At 71.0% G+C, this 18,300-nt stretch carries 14 protein-coding genes; 13 read left to right on the forward strand and 1 reads right to left on the reverse strand.

The window, feature by feature from the left end:
- Positions 1 to 4: 4 nt before the first annotated feature.
- The 12 genes from ACH4UK_RS05495 to ACH4UK_RS05550 all read left to right on the forward strand — a co-directional run bounded on the left by ACH4UK_RS05495 (position 5) and on the right by ACH4UK_RS05550 (position 15,758).
- A complete protein-coding gene (locus ACH4UK_RS05495) occupies positions 5 to 1,549 on the forward strand; it encodes a PucR family transcriptional regulator (RefSeq protein WP_398354659.1) in 1,545 nt (514 codons plus the stop codon).
- A 58-nt stretch (positions 1,550 to 1,607) separates the two neighbouring features.
- The gene (locus tag ACH4UK_RS05500; protein WP_398354660.1) at positions 1,608 to 2,426 is read left to right on the forward strand and encodes a GNAT family N-acetyltransferase; all 819 of its coding nucleotides are present in this window, start codon (positions 1,608 to 1,610) and stop codon (positions 2,424 to 2,426) included.
- An 82-nt stretch (positions 2,427 to 2,508) separates the two neighbouring features.
- Positions 2,509 to 2,799, forward strand: coding sequence for a hypothetical protein (locus tag ACH4UK_RS05505; RefSeq protein ID WP_398354661.1), 291 nt, complete (start codon positions 2,509 to 2,511; stop codon positions 2,797 to 2,799).
- Between the two features lie 167 nt (positions 2,800 to 2,966).
- Entirely contained in the window at positions 2,967 to 4,310 is a 1,344-nt protein-coding gene (gene eccD, locus ACH4UK_RS05510; protein ID WP_398354935.1) for a type VII secretion integral membrane protein EccD, read from the forward strand.
- 55 nt (positions 4,311 to 4,365) lie between these two features.
- Positions 4,366 to 5,550 (forward strand): MinD/ParA family protein, encoded by a 1,185-nt coding sequence (locus tag ACH4UK_RS05515; RefSeq protein WP_398354662.1) that lies wholly within the window; start codon positions 4,366 to 4,368, stop codon positions 5,548 to 5,550.
- Between the two features lie 103 nt (positions 5,551 to 5,653).
- Complete coding sequence (eccCa, locus tag ACH4UK_RS05520) at positions 5,654 to 9,646, forward strand: type VII secretion protein EccCa (protein WP_398354663.1); 3,993 nt, start codon at positions 5,654 to 5,656, stop codon at positions 9,644 to 9,646.
- A gap of 73 nt (positions 9,647 to 9,719) precedes the next feature.
- A complete protein-coding gene (locus ACH4UK_RS05525; RefSeq protein WP_398354664.1) occupies positions 9,720 to 11,138 on the forward strand; it encodes a DUF6177 family protein in 1,419 nt (472 codons plus the stop codon).
- 121 nt (positions 11,139 to 11,259) lie between these two features.
- Positions 11,260 to 11,592: a hypothetical protein gene (locus ACH4UK_RS05530; protein WP_398354665.1), complete on the forward strand. Its 333-nt coding sequence runs from the start codon at positions 11,260 to 11,262 to the stop codon at positions 11,590 to 11,592.
- Between the two features lie 59 nt (positions 11,593 to 11,651).
- Positions 11,652 to 11,963 (forward strand): pore-forming ESAT-6 family protein, encoded by a 312-nt coding sequence (locus ACH4UK_RS05535; RefSeq protein WP_398354666.1) that lies wholly within the window; start codon positions 11,652 to 11,654, stop codon positions 11,961 to 11,963.
- Between the two features lie 77 nt (positions 11,964 to 12,040).
- Positions 12,041 to 12,487 carry a DUF6507 family protein gene (locus tag ACH4UK_RS05540; RefSeq protein ID WP_398354667.1) on the forward strand — a complete coding sequence of 149 codons (447 nt, stop codon included), beginning with the start codon at positions 12,041 to 12,043 and terminating at the stop codon, positions 12,485 to 12,487.
- Positions 12,484 to 15,012 carry a hypothetical protein gene (locus ACH4UK_RS05545; protein WP_398354668.1) on the forward strand — a complete coding sequence of 843 codons (2,529 nt, stop codon included), beginning with the start codon at positions 12,484 to 12,486 and terminating at the stop codon, positions 15,010 to 15,012. Before ACH4UK_RS05540 ends, ACH4UK_RS05545 begins: the two co-directional genes overlap by 4 nt.
- A complete protein-coding gene (locus ACH4UK_RS05550) occupies positions 15,009 to 15,758 on the forward strand; it encodes a hypothetical protein (RefSeq protein ID WP_398354669.1) in 750 nt (249 codons plus the stop codon). Before ACH4UK_RS05545 ends, ACH4UK_RS05550 begins: the two co-directional genes overlap by 4 nt.
- Before the next feature lie 257 nt (positions 15,759 to 16,015).
- Here the strand turns inward: ACH4UK_RS05550 and ACH4UK_RS05555 are convergent, their stop codons facing one another.
- Entirely contained in the window at positions 16,016 to 17,047 is a 1,032-nt protein-coding gene (locus ACH4UK_RS05555) for a hypothetical protein (protein WP_398354670.1), read from the reverse strand.
- 297 nt (positions 17,048 to 17,344) lie between these two features.
- Here ACH4UK_RS05555 and ACH4UK_RS05560 point away from each other — a divergent pair, with 297 nt between their 5' ends.
- The gene (locus ACH4UK_RS05560) at positions 17,345 to 18,289 is read left to right on the forward strand and encodes a class I SAM-dependent methyltransferase (protein WP_398354671.1); all 945 of its coding nucleotides are present in this window, start codon (positions 17,345 to 17,347) and stop codon (positions 18,287 to 18,289) included.
- Positions 18,290 to 18,300 lie beyond the last annotated feature (11 nt).

An 18,300-nucleotide genomic window follows, 5' to 3' on the forward strand; every position in this document is an offset into this window, starting at 1 on the left:
GTCCATGCCGACCTCTCCTGCGGGCGCCACGCCGCCGACCGGCCCCCCGACCCCGCCCATCCCGCTGGGCGAGCTCCTGGCCCGGGAGGACCTGGGCCTGCGCCGGATCGCGGGCCCGGCCGACGCCGAACTGCTCTGGGTGCACACCTCGGAGATGGCCGACCCCTATCCGTACCTGCTCGGCGGCGAGCTGCTGCTGAGCGCGGGGGTGCTGCTGACGGACCCGGACCACTACGTCGGCCGGCTGGTGGAGGCGGGGGCGGCGGCGCTCGGCTTCGGGGTCCGGCCGGTGCACGAGACGGTGCCCCGGGGCCTGATCGAGGCGTGCGACCGCTACGGCCTGCCCCTGCTGGAGGTGCCGCCCGAGACCCCGTTCACGACGATCGCGCGGGCGGTGTGGCGGCTGATGGCCGAGGCGCGCCACCGCGAGCTGCGCCGGGTGACCCGCGCCCAGCAGGCCCTGGCGACGGCGGCGGCCCGCCCCGACCCCGTACCGGCGGTCCTCCACCAGCTCGCGACGCAGCTCGGCGGCCGGGCGGTCCTGCTGACGGCGAGGGGCGAGGAGGTCCACGCGGCGGGCCGCCGCCTGCCCCCGGATGCGGCGGGGGCCCTGACCCGCCTGGCCCGGGTGGTGACCCGCGAACGCCCCGGCTCCCCCGCCTCGGCCACCGACACCCACGGCGACACGCACCTGTCCGCGTACGCACTGGGCGGCGGCGAGGGCCTGGTCCTGGCACTGGCCGCCGGGCGGCGGGAGTCCGGTGACCATACGGTGGCGGGCATCGCGGTGGTCCTGCTGTCGCTCCTGGCCGCCCCCCACCAGGGCGCGGACGCGGCGGGCCGTTCGGCGGCCCTGGTCCGCATGCTCCTGGGCGCCTCCCCCGAAGAGGTGGCCCCGCTCCTCGGCTCCACCGGCCCCTGGACGGTGATCCACGCCCGCCGCACGGACGGCGCCCCGGCGGACGCCCTGACCGCCGGGGCCCTGGGCGCCTCACTGGGCACGGCCCTGGTCGACGCGCGACACGGGGGCGGCGAGACGGTACGGCTGCTGCTGCCGCCGCCGGGCGACGAGGAGGGCCCGGCCGCCGGCGGGAATCAGCTGAACGATGAACACGCGGAGGCGGGTTCACAGCACGGCCCCGCCCAACTCGCCCCGCAGCCCGGCTGGACGCTCGGTGCGTCCGCCCCCACCCCCGTCACCGCTCTCGACGCCGCCGACCACCTGGCCTCCCGCGCCCTGGCCCACGCGCAGGCGACCCGCGCCCCGCTGACGGTGGACGCCCCCGCGAGCGGCCTCGCCGCGCTGGTCCCGCCCGCGCAGGCGGCCGCTCACGCCCGCGCCCTCCTCGCGCCGCTCACCACGCTGCTGGCCGACACCCTGCGCTGCTGGCTCTCCCTCCACGGCAGTTGGGACCGTACGGCGGTGGCCCTCGCCGTGCACCGCAACACCGTGCGCCAACGCATCGGGCGGTGCGGGGAGTTGCTGGGCGTGGACCTGGACGACATGGACGTACGGGCCGAGTTGTGGTTCGCGCTGCGGCAGAGGTGAACGCGGGCGGCCCAAATTCCTTCGCGCCCCCTGCTCCGCGCTGGCTACTGTCCCACCCATGACCTCCTCGCTCGCGCGGCACCGCCTGTCCTCCGCAGACACCGGCCCGGCGCTGCGCGCTCTGGCCGCGTGGACACCGGCCGACGCCCCGGTCGGGGGCCTCCACCCAGGGGACGTGGGCTGGCTGCTGCGCCGCGACGACGCGTCGGTCCACCTCTGGACCGACACCCGGAACGGCGCCGCGTCGCCCGTCGCGGTGGGCTTCCTCGACGGCCCCGTCCTCCGCGTGACCGCCGCGCCCGACGCCGGCCTCGGGGCGCTCGCGGCGGACGCCGAGGACCTGCTCACACCCGGCAACGACTGGTGCGACGGCCTGCCCGTGCCCGGGTGGGAACCCGACACGGAGGAGCCCTGGGTCGTCCTGTCCTGGGCCCCGAGGCCGGTGTCGAGCCGCGCCGAAGCGGTCGGCGAGGCAGGCGCGGCCGATCAGGTGCTGACGCTGGGATCCGCCTTCGAGGGATCGACGTTCGACCTCGACCGCCTGCGCGCGATGCGACAGTCACCGGCGGGCCACCTGGCCGAGGAGAGGCTCGTCCGCACACCCGCCGGGGACCCGGCGGCCGCCGCGATCGGATGGTTCGCGGGGGCGGGCAGGTGCGGACTGCTCGAACCGGTCGGCACCCATCCGGACCATCGCGGCCACGGCTACGGGCGCGACGTCGTCCTGGGCACGTGCGCGGCACTCGCCGACCGGGGCGCGAGCGCGGTGGCCGTCCTGACACCGGCCAGGAACGAGGCGGCGGTGGCGCTCTACCGATCGGCCGGATTCACCGTCGTACGCGAGAACCACGACTGGACACGCCCCGGCCGGGCGTGAACACCGCCCCCTCCCGTCCCAGCCCCCTGGTATGTACTCCACGACCGACCCTCGGTATGTTGCAGTGGCAAAGGGGGATCGCATGGCACGGGATTACGACAGTCAACTGCTGGAATCGGTAGGGGTACGCCGCCGCAGGATGCGAGACGCCCTGCTCTTCGGCGTGGGGCGCGCACGACGCACCGCCGACGAACGGCTCGGGAAGGTATTCGCAGGCATCGCCATCACCGCCGTGCTCTGCGCCGGGTGCGTCGGCTGGTCCTTCCTCCAGCACACGCTGGACCAGCAGAAGGCCGAGCAGGAGAAGCAGCAGCGGCAGGCGCAGCGGTACGAACCTCCGACGCATTCTTACGGCCCGGAGAAGGCCCACTGATCAACCGGCCGAGAAACGACCAAGTGGCCGAAAATTCACCCGTCACACGTTGCAGACGAGATTTCGCCGAACTCGGAAATGCGCCAACCACGCTGCGTACTATGCCTAATTGGCCCGAAATTTCGGAACATCACGATGATAGGTTTCCGTAAGTGGTGAGCACAGCAATGACGTCCCGCTCGGAACTGAGCCGAGTGACCCTGGTCGGTGAGCGACGCCGGGCCGACATCGTGCTGCCCTCGGACACACCCATCGGTCAACTACTGCCGGACATATTGCAGTTACTGGACGACCGCGCAGCTTCGCGGCCGCTGACCCGGCAGTTGATCACCGCCGACGGTTCGGCACTGCCGCACGACAGCACGCTTGCCTCGGCCGGCGTCAGCGACGGCGCGGTGCTACGCCTGGTCAGGATCCACGCGGCTCCGCCCGCCCCGGTGGTCCACGACGTGACGGACCAGGTGGCCGACAGCCTCGACCTGCAGGCCTGGCGCTGGCGTCCGGCCGCGCGCAGGGTCACGGCCGGGGCGTCGACCGTGGCCTTCGCGGTGATCGCCGCCCTGTTGGCCCGGCGTGAATTCCCGCTCGGCACCCTGGCCGTCGCGCTGGCGGTCGCCACCGTCGTCCTTCTGGTGGGCGGCGCGCTGTGCGCCAGGATCGGAACGGGCAACCGCGGCCTGGCGACCGCGCTGCTGTTCGTCTCGGGCGGCCTCGGCGTTCTCACGGCCTGGACCGCCGCCGACGCGTACGACTGGTCGGGCCCGGCCCGGCTCGCCGCGGTGGCGACGGCGGTGGCCCTGGCCCTGCTGCTGCTCGGGTTCTTCTCGCCGCTCGGCCGCGGCGGCCTGATCGGCGCCGGTGCCACCGCCGCCGTCACCGCGGTGTGGGAGGCCGTTGCCGCCGTGGAGCCGGATCCGGCCCGGCTGGGCGCCGTGATGGCGGTGTTCTCCGTGGTGCTGCTCGGCCTGCTGCCCCGGCTCGCGCTGATGGCGTCCGGCCTCACCGCGCTCGACGACCGGCGGTCGGGCGGGGCGTCGGTCAGCCGCCACGAGGTGGCCGACGCACTGGCCGCCACGCACCGCGGTCTCGCCCTCGCCACCGTGGTCACCGCGGCGTCGGCGACGGCGTCGGGCTGGCTCCTCACCCTGACCGCGCGGCCGACCGTGTGGACGGTGCTCCTGCCCTCGCTGGTAGCGGTGGTGCTGCTGTCGAGGGCCCGCGCGTTCCCCCTGGTGGCCGAGATGGTGGCCCTGTTCGCCGCCGCGGCGCTCCTGCTCGTACGGCTCGTGATGCTGTGGATGGAGCAGGCGTCCGGGGGCGCGGGTCCCGTCGTCGTCCTCGGCACGGCAGCGCTGCTGCCCCTGCTCGTCCTGGCGGTGGAACCTCCCGAGCATGTGCGGGTGAGGCTCCGGCGCACCGCCGACCTGATCGAGTCCATCGGCATGGTGGGACTGTTCCCGCTCGCCATCGGTGTGTTCGGCATGTACGGCCAGTTGCTCGACAAGTTCTGACATTCATGCGCGGGCGGCTCCGGTCGGGGCCCCGGAGCGGAGGAGAAGGGCAGACATGCCGAACGCGGACGACTGGCAGGGTGATGTGCTGCGCGATCTGCGGGGAACCCCTTCCCCGCAACGCGCCCAGAGCCAGGGTGCGGCACAGGGCCGCCATCCGGCGCAGGAGCAGCAGTCTCCGCAGGAGCAGCAGGAGCCTCCCCGGGAGCAGCAGCCTCCGCAGGAGCGTACGGATGCGCGGGCGCCGGGCCCGAACTCCCCCGCGTCGCCCGCTCGTTCTCCCACGGCTCCGCCGGCAGCCGCGCGACGGCCCGTCCGCTCCCCCGACTCACGGCCCGTGGTCGACAGCGCGCTGTCCGGTACGGCACGCCGGCCCCGGCAGGGTGAGCCGGCCGCGGCGAGGGTCTCGCGAGCGGTACGCCGGATCGTCTCCTCGTCGGCGGCGCGCGAGGTCGCCGAGATCACCCGCACCGCCGAGCGGATCCAGCAGCCGGTGACGACCGGCAGGCAGATCGCCGTCACCTCTATCCGGGGCGGTGCGGGCAAGACGACGGTGGCCGCCCTGCTCGGCACGGCGTACGCGCACTACCGCCAGGACCCGGTCCTCCTCGTCGAGGCCGATCCGGCGCTCGGCTCCCTCCCCCTGCGTCTCGGCGCGGAGACGCTGCGCTGGACGACGGCCGACCTGGCGGACATCGTGGAACCGCAGATGTCGCTGCTCGACGTCACCGGCTATCTCGTCCAGCTCCCCGACAACGCCTGGCTGCTGCCCGGCAGTCAGGGCCGGATCGGGGCGATGCTGGACACGGCGGCGTACGAGCGGGTGATGGTGGCGCTCCGCCGCTACTTCGGGGTGACGGTGGTCGACTGCGAGACGCTGCCCGCCGAGGTCGCCCGGGTCGCGCTCTCCGCCGCCCAGGCCCGGGTGCTGGCCGCCCCCGCCACACTGGACGGCATCACCAGCACGTACGCGGTCCTCCAGTGGATGCAGGGGCTGCCCCCTCACATGATCGCCGGGACGGTGGTGGCGCTCACCAGCACGACGTCCCGCCCCGGGATCGATGTGGGGGTCGCCGCCGAGAAGCTCCGGTCCACCGGCGCGACCGTCCATGTGCTGCCCCACGACCGGCACCTGGCGGCAGGCGGGGCCCTCCGCACCGAACTGCTCGCCCGGCCGACGCGGCTGGCCGCCACCCGGCTGGCCGCCGAGGTCTTCCAACTCTCCCAGAAGCGCCGGTGACTCCGATGCGGCGCATTGATCCCGCCACCGCCACAGCTACCGCCACCGCTTCCACCACAACCCCCGCTCCCGCTCCCGCCACCGCGAACGCCGGACCACGCCGATGAGCACCCGACTGATCCACCGCCCCGCCCGGACCACCCGTCCGCCGGCCGCGCCCGCTCCCCGCACGATCGAGGCCCCGCCCAACCTCCCCGAGGGGAAGGCGGGCAACATCGCGATGTCGCTGCTGCCGGTCGCCGGAGTCATGTCGTCCGTCGTGATGATGACGGTCGTCCGCAACAGCCAGTTCGCCGCTCTCGGCGCGATCATCCTCGTGGTCACCGTCATCGGCTCCGTGGCGCTGCTCTTCTCGCAGCGGGGCAAGGCCCAGCGCACCCGCCGCACCCAGCGCGAGGCGTATCTCGCCTATGTGGAGGATCTGCGGGAGGAGTTGTCGGGCGAGGAGCGCGAGCGGCGTGAGCGCGCCGATGTCCTGAACCCCCCGCCGTACGCCCTGTACGACATCGTGCGGGACCCGGCGCGCCTCTGGGAGCGGCGCAGGGTCGACGACGACTTTCTGCGGGTACGGGTCGGCACCGGCGAGATGCCCGTACGGGATCTGGGGATCGCCGAGCCGGGTTCGACGGTGCTCACGCCGCCCGACCTGTTCATGCTCAACGAGGCGTCGGCGCTGGTGAACCGGTTCCGCAACGGCACCGAACTGCCGCTCACCGTCCCGCTGGACCGGATCGGCAACGTCAGCGTGATCGGAGCTCGCGAGGACTGTCTGCGGGTGGCCCGCGCCCTGCTGGTCCAGACGGCCGCCCTGCACGCACCCGACGATGTGGCCATCGCCGTCGCAGCGCCGGGCAGCCGTATCGCCGAGTGGGAATGGGCCAAGTGGCTGCCGCACCTGCTCGACACCGAGCAGTTGGACGGGCCGGTCGCCGCCCGCCGCATCGCCCCCTCCACCCCGCAGCTCGCCCGGCAGATCGGGGCGGAGCTGCGCCGCCGGGCCTCGTACGCGGCCGAGGTCCGCCGGGGCCTGGCCGGCCGGGACGCGCTGTCCATGAACTCCCGACTGCTCGTCGTCACCGACGGGCACGGCGAGGACGCCGTGGACCTGCCGCGCCCGGACGACGCCGTCGGCCTGCGCGAGATGGGCGTCACCGTGCTGCATCTGCTGGAGCAGCGGGTGCAGGAGCCGGGACACGTCAGCGTACGGATCACGGTCGACGGCACGGACGTGACCATCGAGGACCTGCGGGCGCCGGAGCCCGTGGAGGCGCACGGCACGGTGGACGAGGCGGGCATCCCGTTCGCCGAGGGCCTGGCCCGGATGCTCGCGCCGCTGCGGCTGTCCGCCGAATCCCTGGTCGACGCCCCGCTCTCCGGGCCGGTGGAGTTCGCGGCGATGCTCGGCATCGACGACGTGGCCCGGCTCGACCTGGAGCGGCTGTGGGCGCCGCGCGGCGAGCGCGCCTTCCTCCGCGTCCCGATCGGCATCAGCGACTCCCACGAGCCGGTCCTGCTGGACCTCAAGGAGTCCTCGGAGCTGGGGATGGGCCCGCACGGTCTGTGCGTGGGCGCGACGGGCTCGGGCAAGTCGGAGCTGCTGCGCACCCTGGTCCTCGCCCTGGTGGCCACCCATCCGCCGGAGGACCTGGCGCTCGTGCTGGTCGACTACAAGGGCGGGGCGACGTTCGCACCGTTCGCGGACCTGCCGCACGTGGCGGGGGTCATCACCAACCTGGAGAACCAGGCGGGGCTCGTCGAGCGGGTCCACTCCTCCCTCGCCGGTGAGGTCAAGCGCCGCCAGCAGGCCCTCAAGGACGCGGGGAACGTCGCGGACATCGGTGACTACGCGGCTCTGCGCGCCGAGAAGCGGCCGGACCTGGACCCGCTGCCGCACCTGTTCGTGGTGATCGACGAGTTCGGCGAACTGCTCACCGCCAAGCCCGACTTCATCGACCTGTTCCTCTCCGTCGGCCGGATCGGCCGCTCCATCGGCGTGCATCTGCTGCTCTCCAGCCAGCGGATCGAGGGCGGCAAGCTCAGGGGCCTGGACACCTACCTCTCCTACCGGCTCGGCCTGCGGACCTTCTCCGCCGACGAGTCCCGGACCGTGCTGGACACGACGGACGCCTTCCACCTGCCTCCGCTGCCCGGCTTCGGCTATCTGAAGGTCGACACGAGCCACTACGCCCGGTTCAAGGCGGGCTACGTCTCGGGCGGCTACCGCGGTCCGGTCCGCAGCAACGAAGAGGAGGACACCGGCCCGCTGGCACTGCCGTACGAGGCGTTCAACACACCGGCCGGACCGGACGAGGCGCGCCGGTCCGCGGAGCCGGCGTCCCGTCGGCGCGAGACGGGCCCGACCGAACTCGGCGTCATGGTGGCGCAGTTGACCGAATCTGCGCCGCCCGTACGGAGTATCTGGCTGCCGCCGCTGCCCACGGCCACCGCCCTGGACACCGTCGCCGGTCCGCTGGACATCGGACCGCGCGGGATGCGGCTGACCGGAGCGAGCGCGGAAGGACGCCTCAGGCCTCTCCGCGTTCCCGTCGGGCTGCTCGACGACCCTGCCAGGCAGTGGCAGGGGCAGTGGTTCCTGGACCTCACGACGGCGGGCGGCCACGCGGCGGTGATCGGCGGGCCCCAGTCGGGCAAGACGACGCTGCTGCGCACGCTCGTCCTCTCCCTCGCACTCACCCACACCCCGCGCGAGGTCGGCGTCTACGGACTCGACCTCGTCGGCGGCGGTCTCCAGGCGCTGTCGGGTCTGCCGCACGTCGGCGGCATCGCGGGCCGCGCCGACCGGGAGCGGGCGGCCCGCACCGTCGAGGAGGTCCGCACGATGCTCGCGCTGCGCGAGGACCTCTTCCGCGAGCACGGCATCGACTCGGTCGAGCAGGTGCGCACCCTGCACGCGGCCGGCCGGCTGCCCGAACTCGCGTCGGCCGAAATCCTCCTCGTCATCGACGGATTCGGCGCGCTCCGCGACGACTTCGACGAGCTGGACGACTCCGTCGCCGACATCCTCAAGCGCGGCGGCGGCTACGGCATCCACGTCGTCGCGGGCATGCTGCGCTGGAACGACGTACGCATCGCCATCCAGTCCAACTTCGGCACCCGCGTCGAACTGCGCCTCAACGACCCCGGTGAGTCGAGCATCGACCGCAAGCTCGCCGAGACCCTGGCGCCCGACGAGCCCGGACGGGTTCTCACCGACGGAAGACTCTTCGCCCAGGTGGCACTCCCCCGTACGGACGGGGTCGCCGAAACGGGGGACCTCGGCGCGGTCCTGGAGCGGACGGCGCGTACGGTCCGGGCCAACTGGAGCGGTGAGGTGGCTCAGCCCGTAAGGGTGTTGCCGCAGGTTCTCGAGCCGCACTCGCTGCCGGGGCCGGCGGCCGAGCCCACACGCGTACCGATCGGGCTCGACCAGTCGGCGCTCGCGCCCGTACTGCTCGACCTGTTCCAGCACGATCAGCATCTGCTGGTGCTGGGGGACAGCGAATGCGGTAAGACGAACCTGCTGCGAACCGTCGCGCACGGCCTCATCGACCGGTACGGCGAGGACGAGTTGGTGTTCGCCGTGATGGACCCGCGGCGCTCACTGCGCGGTGCGGTCCCGGAGGAGTTCAGCGGGGGCTACGCCTACAACTCCAAGCTGTGTGCCGGGCTCTCGGCGGGAATCGCCACCGAACTGGAGAAGCGCCTGCCCGACGAGAACACTCGCCTGGAGGACCTGGAGCCCGGCAACTGGGGCGCGGGCCCGCGCATCGTGGTCCTCGTCGACGACTACGACGTACTCACGACCGCCGGGCAGTCCCCGCTGTCCGCGTTCCTTCCGTACATCCCCTCGGCGGTCGACATCGGCCTCCACTTCGTTCTGACGCGCCGGGTCGCCGGGGCCTCACGGGGCATGTACGAGCCCTTGGTACAGGGCTTGCGGGAGTCGGGCGCCTCGGCGCTGCTGATGGCGGGCGACCGCAGTGAGGGCCAGCTGTTCCCCGGCGTGTACGCCTCCCAACAGGCACCCGGAAGAGGCGTGTTCGTCCGTCGTGGTCAGCCCAACCGCCTGATCCAGACGGTGTACGCGCCGATGTGAGACCCCTCGGCACGGAACAGCGCCCGCACCGTGCATGCCCACCGCCGAACGACGAAGGACCGGACGACCATCCATGACCAAGGACGTCATCGCTCTCACCCCCCGGATGCCCGACCCGTGGGCCGTACTGGCGGGGCTGCTCTCCGGCGGCCCGGACAAGCTGGTGGGCACACGGGGCGAGGGCGCGGTGATCCAGCTCTGCGACGCGCAGGGCCGACCGCTCGTCTCCGTGGAGGCGCCGCTGCTGGTCTCCGTGGAGGGCGAGGCCGAGCGGCTGCTCGGGACCACGGCGCCACCGGTCCCGTACTGGTGGACGGAGGCCCGCGCCACCACGGGCGTCGCGGAGGCGGAGCAGCTCGCGGGCGCCTTCGCGACTCGCCTCGCCTCGTTGATGGGCGGCTCCGCCTGGCCGCCGGACGCGGCCGGCTCGCTCGCCGTGGTGAAGAGCGACGGCGTGGGCGTCGCGCCGGAACCCGCCGCCGCACAGCCCGCCATCGATGTGCTCACCGCCAAGGTCGCGGTTGTCATCCAGGACCGCCCGGTGGTGGCGATGACGGCCTGGCTGTCCGACGCCTTCCGGGCAGCGGCGGAGGCGGGCCTCGGCCTCCAGATCGTCAGCCCGGCGGGCACCACGCTCTCTCCCGCCGTACGGGACGCGCTGGGCGGCCGGCCGTCCCGCTGGATCGTCCAGGACGAACGGGACGGCTACTACGACGGCCTGACGGGAGCCGTGCTGCGCTGGCAGGACGGCGCGTTCGACCCGGTGCTCTCCCCCGACGCCACGGAGGACGACCCGCACACCCCGGTAGCCGCCGCCTTCCAGGAGGTTCACGACACCGGAGACCGTCAACTGGGCCTGACCTTCCGCATGGTGCACCCGGCGGACGAGCGGCTGGTGCTGGGCGGCGGCCTGGAGACGGTGTGGCAGGAGCTGACGGGCGAACCGCCGGCCGGCTGGGGTACCTCGGAGCCGGTCAACCTGCCCTGGTCCCCGGGCCGGCTGACCGACGTCGCGTATGAGCGGGCGCCGGATCCCACCTGGTTCGTGGTGGTCGGGAACCGCTCGCGACCGGGCATCGCGACCGTACGCGTCACGCGGACGAAGGCGGGCGTGGAGGAGGAGGTCACGCTCGCCTTCGGCTACGGCGCCGACGAGGACCCTCCGTTGGGCGCCCTGCCCGCGGCCGCCGAGGCGCTCGCCACGCGCCATCGCCTCCAGTCGATGCTCGTACAACTTCGCAAAGCGCGCCGCGATGTGGCCGTACCGCCGCGCTTCGAGGGTCCCGGAGTCCCGCTGGCCTTCGTCCTGGGCGTGGAGGAGGTCCGCGCGATGCCGGGAGACCGGGCGCGACGCACGCCGCTGGCCGAACAGCCGGTGCGGCTCGGCCCGAAAACAAGGCCGGCTCTGTACTACCCGCTGCCGGGGAACCCCTCGGACCTGGCGGGGTGGCGGGACTTCGAGACCCTGATGCGGCACCTCAGCGGGGCGTAGGGGCTGCGGGCGGAATCTGGCTGATTGCAGAGTGCAACAGCGAAGCCGGAGTTGGTAGAAAAGGATGTATGCGTGAGTACGCGTGCGTTCGTTCGATGCATTCGGTGTAACGGGGGGTGTCATGAAGTTCGACATGGGGGCGTCGGTCCTGTCGAGGCTGTTGTCGGATTCGCAGGGTGCGAGTACGGATCTGGGGACGCTGATCCAGCAGCTGATCACGGCGGCGGAGCCGTTGGAGGGGAAGTTCAACGGGGCGGGAAAGGTCGCGTTCGACGATTTCAAGACGCGCTCGGACGAGATCACCAAGGCGTTGAACGCGTCGTTGTCGGGGATCCTGGGCGGTCAGTCGGGGATGGACGCGGCGTTCGGTTCGGGTGACCAGGAGCAGGACGAGAACGCGAAGTCGCAGATGGCGTCGGCGAATTTCGACGCGGCGCGTTTCGGCGGCCGCTGAATCCGGTCACGATGACGGGTTCGTCCTATTTCTTTGTCTGACGGGGAGTTGAAGGACTGATGGCGGGCAGCACGGATCGGCGTTCGTACGACACGGGGGCTTCGACGGAGGTACAGACGGCTCTCCAGGTGGTGATCGGCCGCTTGGAGCAGGTGATCACCGCACGGGACACGCAGGTGAAGGCGGCGATGAACGACTTCGCGGCCGACGGCGTGGCGGATGAGTACCACGGCAAGGAACTGCGGTGGAACGCGACGTCGCAGGAGGTGCGGAACATCATCCGGCTGCTGCGGACGACGTTGGAGAAGAACGACGGCACGGCCACGCAGACGCTGGCGCGGGCGAAGGCCGCGGTCGACGGCATCGGCTGACCGCCGGGGTGATGAGGAGTGCGCCCACCCCGTGCGGGGTGGGCCGGTTGTGTTGTGCGTGCGCACGGGGGGCGTGGATGGTTGCGTGGGATATCAAACCGCAGGGTGTGCAGGGCCAGCTGAAGATCGTCGGTGGCCATGCCGGCGAGCTGGAGAAGGCGCTGAACGCGTTGATGACGCACCTGTCCGAGGCTGCGGAGGCGGCGGGGACCGCGGTGCCGGGGGGCACGGAGGCGGGTCAGCCGGTGGGGCCGGTGATTCCGCGCCGGGAGGCCGGCCCGGCCGCGGCGCTCGTGGACACCCCGGCGGTGACAGGGCCGGTGGCAGCGGCGCTGAGTGCGTATGTGACGGCGCGGCAGGCGCAGCTGAAGTCGATGTCGGAGCGGATCCAGGCGGCGGTGCTGGGTGCGGCGACGGCGACGAGCGAGTACATGGAGGGGGACCTCGACACCGCGAAGCAGGCGCAGAACGCGGCGAAGGCGGTCCGTCTGGATGCGCTGAAGGAACTGCGGGGTGAGAAGTGAGCGACAAGGAGCCGGTCGACCCGTACGGCATACCGGTGTTCACCGGTGATCTGGCGGTGCTGGGCCAGAAGGTGACCGCCCTGGCCGGGGACGGGGAGAACATCGCGACGGCCGCGGGTGACATCCACAGCAGCTTCGGCGGTCTGCAGGCCTTCTACCGGGCCCCGGAGGCCGATCAGCTGTTCGCGACGACAAAACCGGTCGCGTACCGCGGGGATGCGCTGAAGTGGGACCTGGCGAGGATCACCGGCGCACTCGGCGCGTATGCGGACGACGCGCAGCCGCTGGTGGCGAAGCTGAAGCGGCTCAAGCGGGAGGCTTCGACCTTCTTGGACGAGGCGAACGCGGACGACAAGTGGCGCGAGGACGGCGACCTGGTCGAGGAGAACAACCGCCGCCGCGGGGAGATCGCCGAGGCCTGGGCCGCGTTCCAGACGGTGGAGCGCACCTGCTACAACAAGATCATCGCGCTGGTGCCCGGCGGCAAGCCGCTCAAGACCGACGACGGCTCCGGCGGAAAGCACATGCACGGGTACGACGCCGAGGTCCTGAAGCAGGCCAAGGGCCTGCCGTGGGGCGACCCGGTCAAGGAGTCCACACCGTGGTGGCAGGTCCACGAACACGCCTGGGACTTCACCAAGGGCTTCGTCGTGGACGGCGTCTTGGCCACGGTCAGGGGTCTGGGCACCCTCGCCGGGTTCGACGGCTGGGACGCCGCGAAGCAGGCCTGGACCGGCCTGGGCAACCTCACCGCCGGCATCGTCCTCACCGTGGCAGCACCCCACGTCCTGTGGGCCACCCCCGAGAAGCACCTGCCGGGCTTCGCTCGCGACGCGCGTAAGGCGATGACGGAGACCGGCAAGGCGCTGATCGCCTACGACCAGTGGAGCGAAAACCCGGCCCGTGCTGGGGGTGCGGTCACCTTCAACGTACTGACGACTGTCTTCACCGGCGGCACCGGGGGCGCGGTATCCGGCGCCGGCAAAGCGGCAGCCGCGGCCAAGGCCCTGTCGCTCGCGAACAAGGCCGGCCGCTTCGTCGACCCCACCACGTACCTCTTCAAAGGCGCGAGCACGGGGCTCACCAAGATCAGCGACGTCATGGCCGGCCTGAAGGGCATGGGCAACGTCGAGATTCCGCCACTGCCTCCGGGCACCATCTTCACGCTCCCGGAAGGCGGCATCCGACTCCCCGACGGAACGGTGAGCCTCCCCGAAGGCACCGCAATCCCTGACGGCGCAGTCAGGTTGCCCGACGGAACGGTCAAACTCCCCGACGGGTTCACCGCACTCCCCGAAGGCACCATCAGATCACCCCTCGACCGTGGACCGGCCTACATGGGCCGGGACGGCAACCTATACAACGAAGACGGCAGCATCGCCCAACGCGCCGAAGACGCCCAAGCCGAAAAGGGTTCGGAACGCACCGGCGCCACCCCCTCCCGCATCGAGACCCCGGAACCCGCCCTGATCGGCGCAGGGCGGACCGCTCATAGCGATCCGGGAATCCCATTCCGCACCGACAGCAATCTGGGCGACGGACTCAACATCCCGGAGCGGGCAGGTGGGAGCCGCCCGAGTCATCAGGCACCCGAAAACTCGGTGGGTGGCGGCGGGCGGGGTGAGGGGTTCAACGGCGGCTCCCTTGAACCACCTGCCAACCATGGGCGCTCTAGCGAACCAGTGGCAGAACGACCAGGCGCCTCGGCCAACGACATCGGCGGTGGCCACCCTGGAGGTTCTCACCATTCGCCCGACGCCCCGGGCGGGCCCAATGGTGGCTTCATGGATGAGCCGGCCGTTGGTCGCCCAGATGGCCAGCCCCAAGATCAAAGTAGCGGGCTGCCCGAGAATCCAAACAGCACATACGTCAACAGTCTCAATCACCCACCTCTGGAAGCGGCATCTGCGGTCAGACCAGACGGTGCCCGATACATTGAGGAGCCTAGCGAATACTCGGGCAGAATCTTCGACGAGATTCGCGCTACGCCAGACTCGGTGGATCTTCCTGTCATTTCTGAGCGGACAGGGATCAGCGAAGGTGTGCTACAGCGCGTGAAGACACACATGTTCCGCACAGAACACGTGGTCGTCTCAGGAAAGGGCGTATCCAGGGAAGGACTTTTCACTCCACGCGACGACATCGCCGACCTGTGGCAAGCAGCCCTTCATCGCGAGCTTGACGGGGCCGAATCTGTGAGGTTCCAGCGGCTGATGGCTCATGAATACATGGAAAGTCACCTCATGAAGGCTGGCCTCCCTTATCTTTACGACAATCCGCAATCCTGGACAGTCGACATGGTCAATGGTGTCGCGGACGGCCACTACCGCGCCTGGCCAAGCAGCTGGCGGGACGCCGGGGCCCACGAACTCACCATCAGTGAGCGCAGAGGCGGGTTCGCACAGTGGGAGAGGCTTGGACTGCAAGCACCTAAGCTGGAGTTGACACCTGACCTCTCCAACATCGACGAGGTCATGGAAGCCGCCTTTCAAGCACTGCGATCGAATGGAATCGAACTAAAATGAGCGACGAGCAGAGCATTGTCACGCTGCGAAGGCTGGGGCTGATCGACTGGGCCGACAGCTGGAACCCTGCTCTGGCGCACGCCCAGTCCCGCCGCCTGCTGATGCACGAATACCTGAGGCGATCCGCATTGTGGGCCAATCATTTCGACGCCGAGAGCTCATGGCCGTTTTTTGATATCACCGAGTCAATTGACTCGCAATTTCAGCTCCCTCCAGATGTTAGCGGTGAACTTGAGGATCTCCTCAGAAAGGTTTCTTTCAGCGCCCGGAAAACGTGCGCGGGAGCTGTGCGGCTAGCCGGTATGAGCCCATTGAAGTTCGGTAGTAACACATCTCTCCCTGACCTGTACGAGCCCCTGATTCTCTTTTATGAGCGCGGAGGGGAGTTCCTTCAGGACGGAGCAGGCTTTATCGATCTGACGGGGGTTTCGATCAAGCTGAAGAGCCTCGCGGATCACCTCGACTCCATGCCCTTCCTGTCGTTCCGCACTACCACACTCGACGCAATGGACGCCGAAGGGGCTATCTCCTACTACAAGGCGACAGGGCCCACTTCGAGTATCATCCGTCGCAGATTTGTGGATACAGCAGGGAATTTTGATGAGATTATCCGCAGTAGCGGATCCTGGGAGCAGACGGATGAACTCAAGCTCACGGAGAGGGGGGTTTCAGATACCAGATACACTCAGATTGGCGACATCGAAGCCGCCAGGACAATCGAGCACCTCATCGAAGTTTCCCTCTAACACGGGGATCCTACTGTCCAACAACCGCTGGAGCCGGGTGCTCCCCACTGACATGCCGCCCCTGCGGTTGCCCACTGCATAGGTCGTCCGGAAAGGGGAACAGCTCGGCCACCTGCGGGCAGATCGGGGATGCCGTCGTGAAAGCTGTCCGCGATCCCGCTATCGAGCCGGCCGAGGGTGGGAAGCGCATTTCCTCCTGAAACCCGCTTCTGCCCCATGAGCGCTCCTGCCCCCATCGCACTCACCACTCCATTGCCCTAGCTCCCGGCCCAGTACGCGGCCCGCACCTCCCCTTCCGCGAAGTCCCGGCGCGGCAGGCGCAGGCCGAGGGACTCCTCCAGGGCGTGGAAGTACAGCTCGAAGGTGCTGGTCAGTTCGGGGTGGTCCAACTCGGCGCGGCGCACGGCCCGGTTGAGGAAGTCCAGCTCACCGCCCCGCAGATACGGGGCGCAGCCGCGCTCGTACCAGATCAGTTCCAGCATGCCCCAGTCGTCGTCGACGCGGCGGCCGTCCCGCAGGTAGTCGAAGGAGTAGATGGCCTTCGCCGAGGTGGCGGTCAGCCACACACTCTCCTTGATCCCGAGCGCCTCGTACGCCTCCTTGTCCGCGAAGGACCCCGGCGGTGTGTCGTGGTAGAGCAGGAAGGTCCACTCGCCCGCCTGCCCGAAACAGTAGCTCTCCCCCTGGCGGTCGCCGTGGGCCCGGCCGTTGTCCACGGCCCGCAGGTCCTTCAGGCGTGTACCGGCCGCGAGTTGCGCGGGATCGGCCCCGTACAGCAGGGCCAGCCGCTCGGCGTCGACGGTTTCCCCGGGCGCCGCGCGGAAGAAGGAGAGCGTCGTATACGGATCCTGCTCCCGCCAGGACCCGGCTATCCAGGCGAGCCCCTCCAACGGGTCGCGCCCGCAGGCCTCGACCGGACCCGTGTCGTCCAGGCCGCCGCTGCGGAACCTTCTGCCCCACGCGGGATCGATCCGGCCCAGCGTGTCGGCCACCTCCTCGAGGCTGCCGCCGCGCTGACGTATCGCCGCCTCGGCGATCAGATAGAGCGCCTGATCGAGGTCGCGGGTGGCGAAGACCTCCCGGTACGGACCGTGACGGCCGTGAACCGTGCCGTCCTCGTCCACCAGCAGACACAGGCCTCCGTCCTCCGCCTCCTCGGCGCACTCGGCCCGCTCCTCCAGCTCGTCCTCCGAGAGCGCGACGGGCGGCAGCCCGACCCCGTCGAGCAGGGCGTGTCGCGCGGTCGTCCGCTGCCAGGCCTCCGCGAGCATCCGCTGGGTGATCTCCATGACGTCAATATAAAAGGGGGCACTGACAACAGGCGCGCCTCGCCGACCGGTTCAGCGCTCGGCCGCTCAAGACCGGTGACGGGCCCGCCCGGACTCCAGCGCATCGCCGTCTTCGCCCTGTTCGCGCTCGGGGCGGCGCCCTTCGTGCGCATGCACCTCGCGCCGTCGAGCCGGCCGCCTTCCGCGCGCCCGAGGAGGCTCCCCCAGCTTGCGTACGGGGCCCTCGCAGCCACCCCCTTCTTGCGTTATCGGCAAGTCTGTATGCATCTGGCGCAAACCGCTCGTACGCTCGACGTCATGGCTCACGACGCGCACCACCCCGCACCCGCAGCCCCTTCCACAGGCTCCGAGCACGCCGGGCACCCCGGGCACCCCGGGCACCCGGACCACGGGCACCCGGACCACACCCACTCCCACGCTCACGGCTCCGACGCGACGCCGAACGGTCTCCCCGAGATCCTCGACCTCGACGCCGCCCTCTTCGCGCCCCACCTCACCGCGCTCACCGGGCGTATCGCCTGCCTGGCCGGTGACGACGTCCGGCACATCGTCGACCTCGGCTCGGGCACCGGGACCGGCACCTTCGCCCTCCTGGAGCGGTTCCCGACCGCCCGGGTGACCGCCGTCGACAGTTCCCCCGCGATGCTGGAGCGGCTCGCCTCGGCGGCCCGGGACCGGGGGCTGGGCGACCGCGTGCGCACCCTGGAGGCCGACGCCGGTGCGGGGCTGCCCGGGGTCGTCGACGCCGATCTCGTCTGGGCGTCGGCGTCCCTGCACCACCTGGACGACCCCGCGACCGCCCTCGCCGGTATCCGCGCCGCGCTCCGGCCCGGCGGGCTGCTGGCCGTCGCGGAGGTGGACGGGATGCCCCGGTTCCTGCCCGAGGGCGGGGACCCGGGCGGGCTGGAGACCCGCTGCCGGGAGGCCCTCGACGGCCTGCATGCCGAGCGGTTGCCGCACCGGGGAGCCGACTGGGGCACCCTGCTGGCGGCCGCCGGCCTCCCCGTCGAGCAGGAACGCGCCGAGCGCTGGGAGCTGCGCGCCCCGCTGCCCGAAGGGGCGGGCCGGTACGCCTACCTGGTCTTCGAACGTATCCGGGGCAACCTCGTCGGGCGCATCTCGCCGGAGGATCTGGCCGCGCTCGACCGGCTCGTCGACGGCGGGCCCGAGGACGTACGCCACCGCGACGACCTCGTCGTACGGTCGACCCGTCAGACATGGATGGCCCGCCGCCCCGCCTGAGCCGGGACCAG

It is taken from the genome of Streptomyces sp. NPDC020884 (assembly GCF_044333935.1).
Classification (GTDB): domain Bacteria; phylum Actinomycetota; class Actinomycetes; order Streptomycetales; family Streptomycetaceae; genus Streptomyces.